Origin of the sequence: Erwinia sp. (genome assembly GCF_031978025.1) — a bacterium.
Classification (GTDB): domain Bacteria; phylum Pseudomonadota; class Gammaproteobacteria; order Enterobacterales; family Enterobacteriaceae; genus Erwinia.
In genome coordinates this window covers 1-5,287 of record NZ_DALZCD010000291.1, presented here as the reverse complement: position 1 = coordinate 5,287, position 5,287 = coordinate 1, and the positions used below count along the sequence as shown (strand labels likewise).

Below are 5,287 nucleotides of genomic sequence, written 5' to 3'. Positions count from 1 at the left end.
ATTTTTGCCGTTGAAAGCGCTCGTGCGCTCTCTCACGGCAGCAGAATAACAAATTCATCGCCACCAGGCCGGGCAGCCATAATTGCCTCGCTACAGACTTCACGAATTTGTTCCGCAACATGACAAAGTACCGCATCACCTGCCGCATGCCCAAGCGTATCGTTAACCCGCTTGAAGCCATCCAGATCGGCCATCAACAGGCTAAAGGGCGTCCCGGATTCAGTCAGTTGCTCCAGCTGTTTCATAAATGAGGTGCGGTTGGCCAGACGGGTCAACATATCCAGCGAGGCCAGCTCGCAAAGGCGCGCTTCACTTTGATGACGGGCAGTAACATCACGAATAATCAGACCAACTAAACGCTCTTCGCCTTCACGCCAGGCTGAAAAAGACACCTCGGCCGGAAACTCTTCTCCGTTACGCCGTACCCCCCATATCTGCAGGGTTCTTGTCAGCGCGATAGCTTCTTCATTTTGCATCAGCCGGGCAAGTTCATTGCGGTACTCCGCCTGACTGCGCGCCGGAATAAGATCGGCCAGGTATTTTCCGGTCATTTCCAGCGGGTCGTAACCAAACATCCTTGTTGCGGCAGGATTCCAGAAAGTAATCCCATATTGCAAATTAGTACAGATGATGGCGTCGGGTGAAGTGGAGGAAATCGCTTCCAGCCGTTGCTGGCTGGTGTGGCGGAGCAGATCCATCCGGTGTACTTCCATCCGGTCCATGACCAGCGCCGCGATATCTTTAAGGTGCTGCCGGTCCGTTGCGCTAAAAGCGGCCCGAGGTTTTGTGTCGGTGATGCACACCGTGCCTATACGGTGCCCGTCCGGGGTAACCAGCGGAATACCCGTGTAAAAGCGGATAAAGGGATAACCTAACACCAACGGGTTATTGCAGAAACGGGGATCTTTCCACGTATCCGGAATACATAAAATATCGTCCTGGGTTAGCGTATGGTCACAGAAGGCAATGTTTCGTGGTGTTTCTGAAAGGGTTAATCCGTAGCGGGCTTTAAAGAACTGCCGCTTATTATCGATTAACGAGACAAATGCCGTCGGCACCTGAAAGAGGCGTGCAGCCAGCATAGTCAGACGATCAAAACCGTCAGAAGGGGGCGTATCCATTAGCTGATACTGCGCCAGTACCTGGAGTCGAGCGGCTTCAGCCGTGGGATCTATCCTGCGTTTCAGAACATGTTTCCTGCGAAATGGCGTGCTATTCCCGGTGTAGCACGACGAAAAGAAAGCTGACAGCGCGAGAGTCAATCGGGTGCTCGCCTGCCGCCGGAAGAAGAGCCTGTACGTCAATCCTTAAACGAAATGTTGTTTACGGATCCCTTAACGCGGGAACTGAATGACGCCCAAGTGTAAAAAGGGAGGCGGTCTTCTGCTCTGGCATTTTTCACTTTTTGTCTGCTTTCCTGGCCCGGTGCTGACCGGAGCAGCGTAAAAGCTGCATATTCTGCCAGGTACAGACAAGCAAACAACAGGACAAATCTGTATGGGCCCGAATTTTCTTTTTTTTCAGAGGATGAGAAATTTACCCTATTCATCACTACTCCTGATTTCTATCCCGCACGCCTTTTCAGGCGCGGGCCAGAGATAACCCACGGTTTGTAATGGTTATCGGAGCCGCAGGATCAAACTTCAGCGTCCAGCTGGACTAAATGCTGTTTTTCAAGCTGATAGACAAAGGCACCTTTTTTAATTGCGTTTAAGAGGACCATTCTGTCGGGCTGTGTGCCTCGCCCTCTTCTGTGAATTTATACAAAAAAAGATAAAAAAATGTGGAGGGGGGTAAAAATAACTTTATCCTCCATTACGTTGCCAATATTGATGTTTTCCACAGCAAAAAACTGCGCTATCATAAAAAACTTTTTGTGCGGCTGTAAAAAAACAGACTCCTTTTCTCCTTATTCCAAATTTACAGGGATTGTTGGGTAAAAGGCCTTTTATAATTAAATTGTTATATCGACAGGGCGTGTTTTTTTCATCAAGAAATTAAAAGTGACAGCATTCTCTGGCAGGATTATTATTTACAGCATATATATGGTCTATCCATAGCGTCTTTCATACGGCCTGTATTTTTATTTTATCGCTTTTTTATTTTAATGTTTATTTTTGCATCAGACACAGCCTGGTGCAGAGGCCCCTAATGATTATAAAAAGTAACAGCAATAATGGACCTCGACTCCGCGCATTACAGGCACTCCTGAGTCCTGACGACAGCAGGGATGAGGTGCTCAAGAAATTTGTTCAGCTTTCAAGTCAGACGTTGGGCATTCCGGGGAGCTTTATCTCCGTACTGGATGATGAAACACAGTATGTCCGCGCGTCGCATAATTTTAACCTGTCGCATTCATCTCGTGACAATTCTCTGTGTCGGTATGTTGTAGACAGCGATAACCCGGTGGTAGTGCCAGACACCCTGCTTGACATGCGCTTTGCCACTCATCCGTTGATTATTGGTGCACCTTATATCCGCTTCTATGCTGGCGTCCCGCTAAAAAATAGTGAGGGAGTCGTGGTCGGTACCCTGTGCGTGACCGATACCCAGGCCCATCCTTTCAGCGCCAGCCAAATTACTACTCTCAGAATGCTGGCCGCCCTGGTGGTCTCTTTTCTGGATGCCTTAAATTCAGCCAGTTTTACCGATCCCGTCACGGCGCTGCCTAACCGCCAGCGTTTTATACAAGATCTGCAAAATCTGACGGCAGCAAGCAATAAAGCGCCGCTTCGGTTAATCATTATTGACTGTATTGATATGCCCCGCGCCTATGAACTGGCACGTTCTATGGGTATGGAGCCGGTAGAAAACTTGCTGAAAGATGTGGCAACGCTGCTACCACTGCGTCTGAGGCTAACGCCTGATGAACGGCTTTATACGGTTGCCACCGGTCGCATGGCTGTCCTGACACGGCAGGACAGCCACCTTAGTGCAGCATGGATCGCCGAACAATTACAGGGGATCAGCGCCGATCTTGGCGATGGGCTGTCGATTGCATTAACCATTTATACGGGGGAGCTGGACTTTATTCCCGGAGAGGCCCCGGCCCAGGAAGTGCTTCGCCGCGCCCTCAGCGCGCTGCATGAAGCTATTGGCCGGGGGCTGCCTTCGCTTCGCTTTGTTGAGGCTGTCGATGAACGGCGTACGAAGGATTTCACGCTAATGAACGACCTGGCTTCTGCGCTGCGTGGCGAACCGGGGCTATGGATTGCCTATCAGCCCAAAATTTGTCTGCACAGCGGTAAACCTGTTGGGCTGGAGGCGTTAATTCGCTGGCGTCATCCCCTTCAGGGCGAGCTCTCTCCTGCTTCTTTTGTCCCGCAGGCTGAGCAGGTTGAATTACTGACGGCGCTGACCAGCTGGATCACGGATCGCGTCGTCGATCGGTTGGCAAGATTGAGAAGCAGCCACATTCAGCTACCGATTACGATTAATATCAGCGTGCGCGACTTCTCGCATAAAAATTTTGCTTTAATGCTGGAAGATAAAATGCTGAAAGAAAAATTGCCCAACGCCCTGCTGGGGATTGAATGCCTTGAAACCGAACGCATTCTGGAAAGCCCAACGGCATTGAGCGGCCTGGACATGTTAAAGCGTAAGGGATTTACTATTTCTCTGGATGATTTTGGCATGGGCTATAGCAATATCAGCTACCTGCGACGTATGCCGCTTGATGTGATAAAACTCGATCGTTCTTTGATTCGGGATATTTCTTCTGATACCTCCTCACGGATCATTGCACGCAGTATCATCTCTATGCTGAAAGAGCTGGACTACACCGTGCTGGCGGAAGGTGTAGAAGATGAAGATGTCGTGACGACGTTAGCAGAATATGGCTGCGATCAGGCTCAGGGCTATTTTTATTCCAGGCCGTTACCAGAGGCCGAGCTGGATCAGTGGCTGGCGTGGAGGCTACGCGATCAGGGTAAGTAGTTTTTGACCAGTGGGACTCACGGGAAAATGAAAGCGTTCAAAGGCAATAAAAAAACGTTGCCGGTGAAATATTGCAAATATTGTAATAAGCCCATGACATGGCGTAAAAAATGGGAAAAATGCTGGGACGACGTGCAATATTGCTCCGATCGCTGTCGCCAATGCGCAAAACATTCTCCCCGAAAAACTGAATAATCTCTCAGTAAATTGCTGCGCCAGGGAATGCGCAGGAGCAGATCGTCTATTGCCCGCCTGTTTTGCTCTGTTTAAGCGGCAGAGGGTGCGCCGCTTTGTTTCGGCCCTTCCTGGCAATCAGCGCTAACCCTTTTTCCATAAGAGTGAATAACCTGCAGTTAACTTCGGCGCCAGGGAATGCGCAGGAGTATGTCGTCCATAGCCCCCGTTCTGCTTTTTTTAACTACCGCTCGGGCACCGTTTTGGCCAACTTTCTTTTGGCAGTCAGAACCACTCTTTGCCGGCATGGTTTGTGGCTGGCCTGTCAGCACCAGACTGTACAGCAAAAGAGTCAATCTGCTTTACCTCAGACAACCCTCTTTCCTTGCCGGGAAGCAAAAGTTTCGCCCTGGCTCCAGCTCCAGCTACGTAAGATTATTCCTAACGAAATCCGATTGTTACCAATATAAATGTGACCTGCATCACACTTTAAAGATCGAACCGCGCGATCGCTACGTTATTCCATTAAAAAATTTGAATGATAATGATTATTATTTATAATCGCATTCAATCAAAGCTGTTAACAACAATGCAACCTACCGGTAATCGGCAGGACATTGTCTTAGCACCTGAATGTATCATCCCGTTTTTAAAGGGATTTTCACTTTTTCCTGCCTTCATTTTTAGTGGAGAGTTTGCGCGGGTAAATCCTGCCTGGCTGATGTTGGCAGCGTCTTTGTTAAAGTACAGGAACTGAATATGGTCTTACGCTCATTTGCTCAATCGGCCCCCTCTTCTTCTGTTTGTGAAAACAGCGGCCCTGAAAAGTATATTTTCAATAAAGAGCAGCTGCCTGGCTGGAATCAGCAGACTCAGGATGTACTGGCACTAATGACCCGTACCCTGGAAGGCGTTGAGAAGCCCTTTAGCGGTATCCTCCCGCATGAGCTGGCCGCCGAGTTCAGCGAAGTCGATTTGGATCGCCCACTGGGGAACAATGAAGAGGCTTTGGCAGAACTCAATAAACTTTACCTCCGTGATGCTGTCTGGTTCCATCATCCCAAATATGTGGCGCACCTTAATTGCCCGCTGGTGATGCCTTCTCTGATGGCTGAACAGATCATGGCGGCCGTTAACAGCTCGGTGGATACCTGGGATAAAAGCGCTGGCGGTACGT

Annotated in this window: 2 protein-coding genes and 2 pseudogenes; 3 read left to right on the top strand and 1 reads right to left on the bottom strand. The window is 49.4% G+C overall.

Annotated elements, in window-relative coordinates; all coding sequences use genetic code 11:
- Positions 1-35 precede the first annotated feature (35 nt).
- Positions 36-1,121, bottom strand: a pseudogene (locus tag RTK32_RS18545) (diguanylate cyclase domain-containing protein); the annotation flags it as partial.
- 1,030 nt (positions 1,122-2,151) lie between these two features.
- On the opposite strand from RTK32_RS18545, the gene RTK32_RS18540 reads away from it, so the two are divergent.
- The 3 genes and pseudogenes from RTK32_RS18540 to RTK32_RS18530 all read left to right on the top strand — a co-directional run.
- Positions 2,152-3,936, top strand: coding sequence for a GGDEF and EAL domain-containing protein (locus RTK32_RS18540; RefSeq protein ID WP_312046568.1), 1,785 nt, complete (start codon positions 2,152-2,154; stop codon positions 3,934-3,936).
- 27 nt (positions 3,937-3,963) lie between these two features.
- Positions 3,964-4,131 (top strand): DUF2256 domain-containing protein, encoded by a 168-nt coding sequence (locus RTK32_RS18535; protein WP_312046566.1) that lies wholly within the window; start codon positions 3,964-3,966, stop codon positions 4,129-4,131.
- Positions 4,132-4,869: 738 nt separating this feature from the next.
- Positions 4,870-5,287, top strand: a pseudogene (locus tag RTK32_RS18530) (pyridoxal-dependent decarboxylase); the annotation flags it as partial.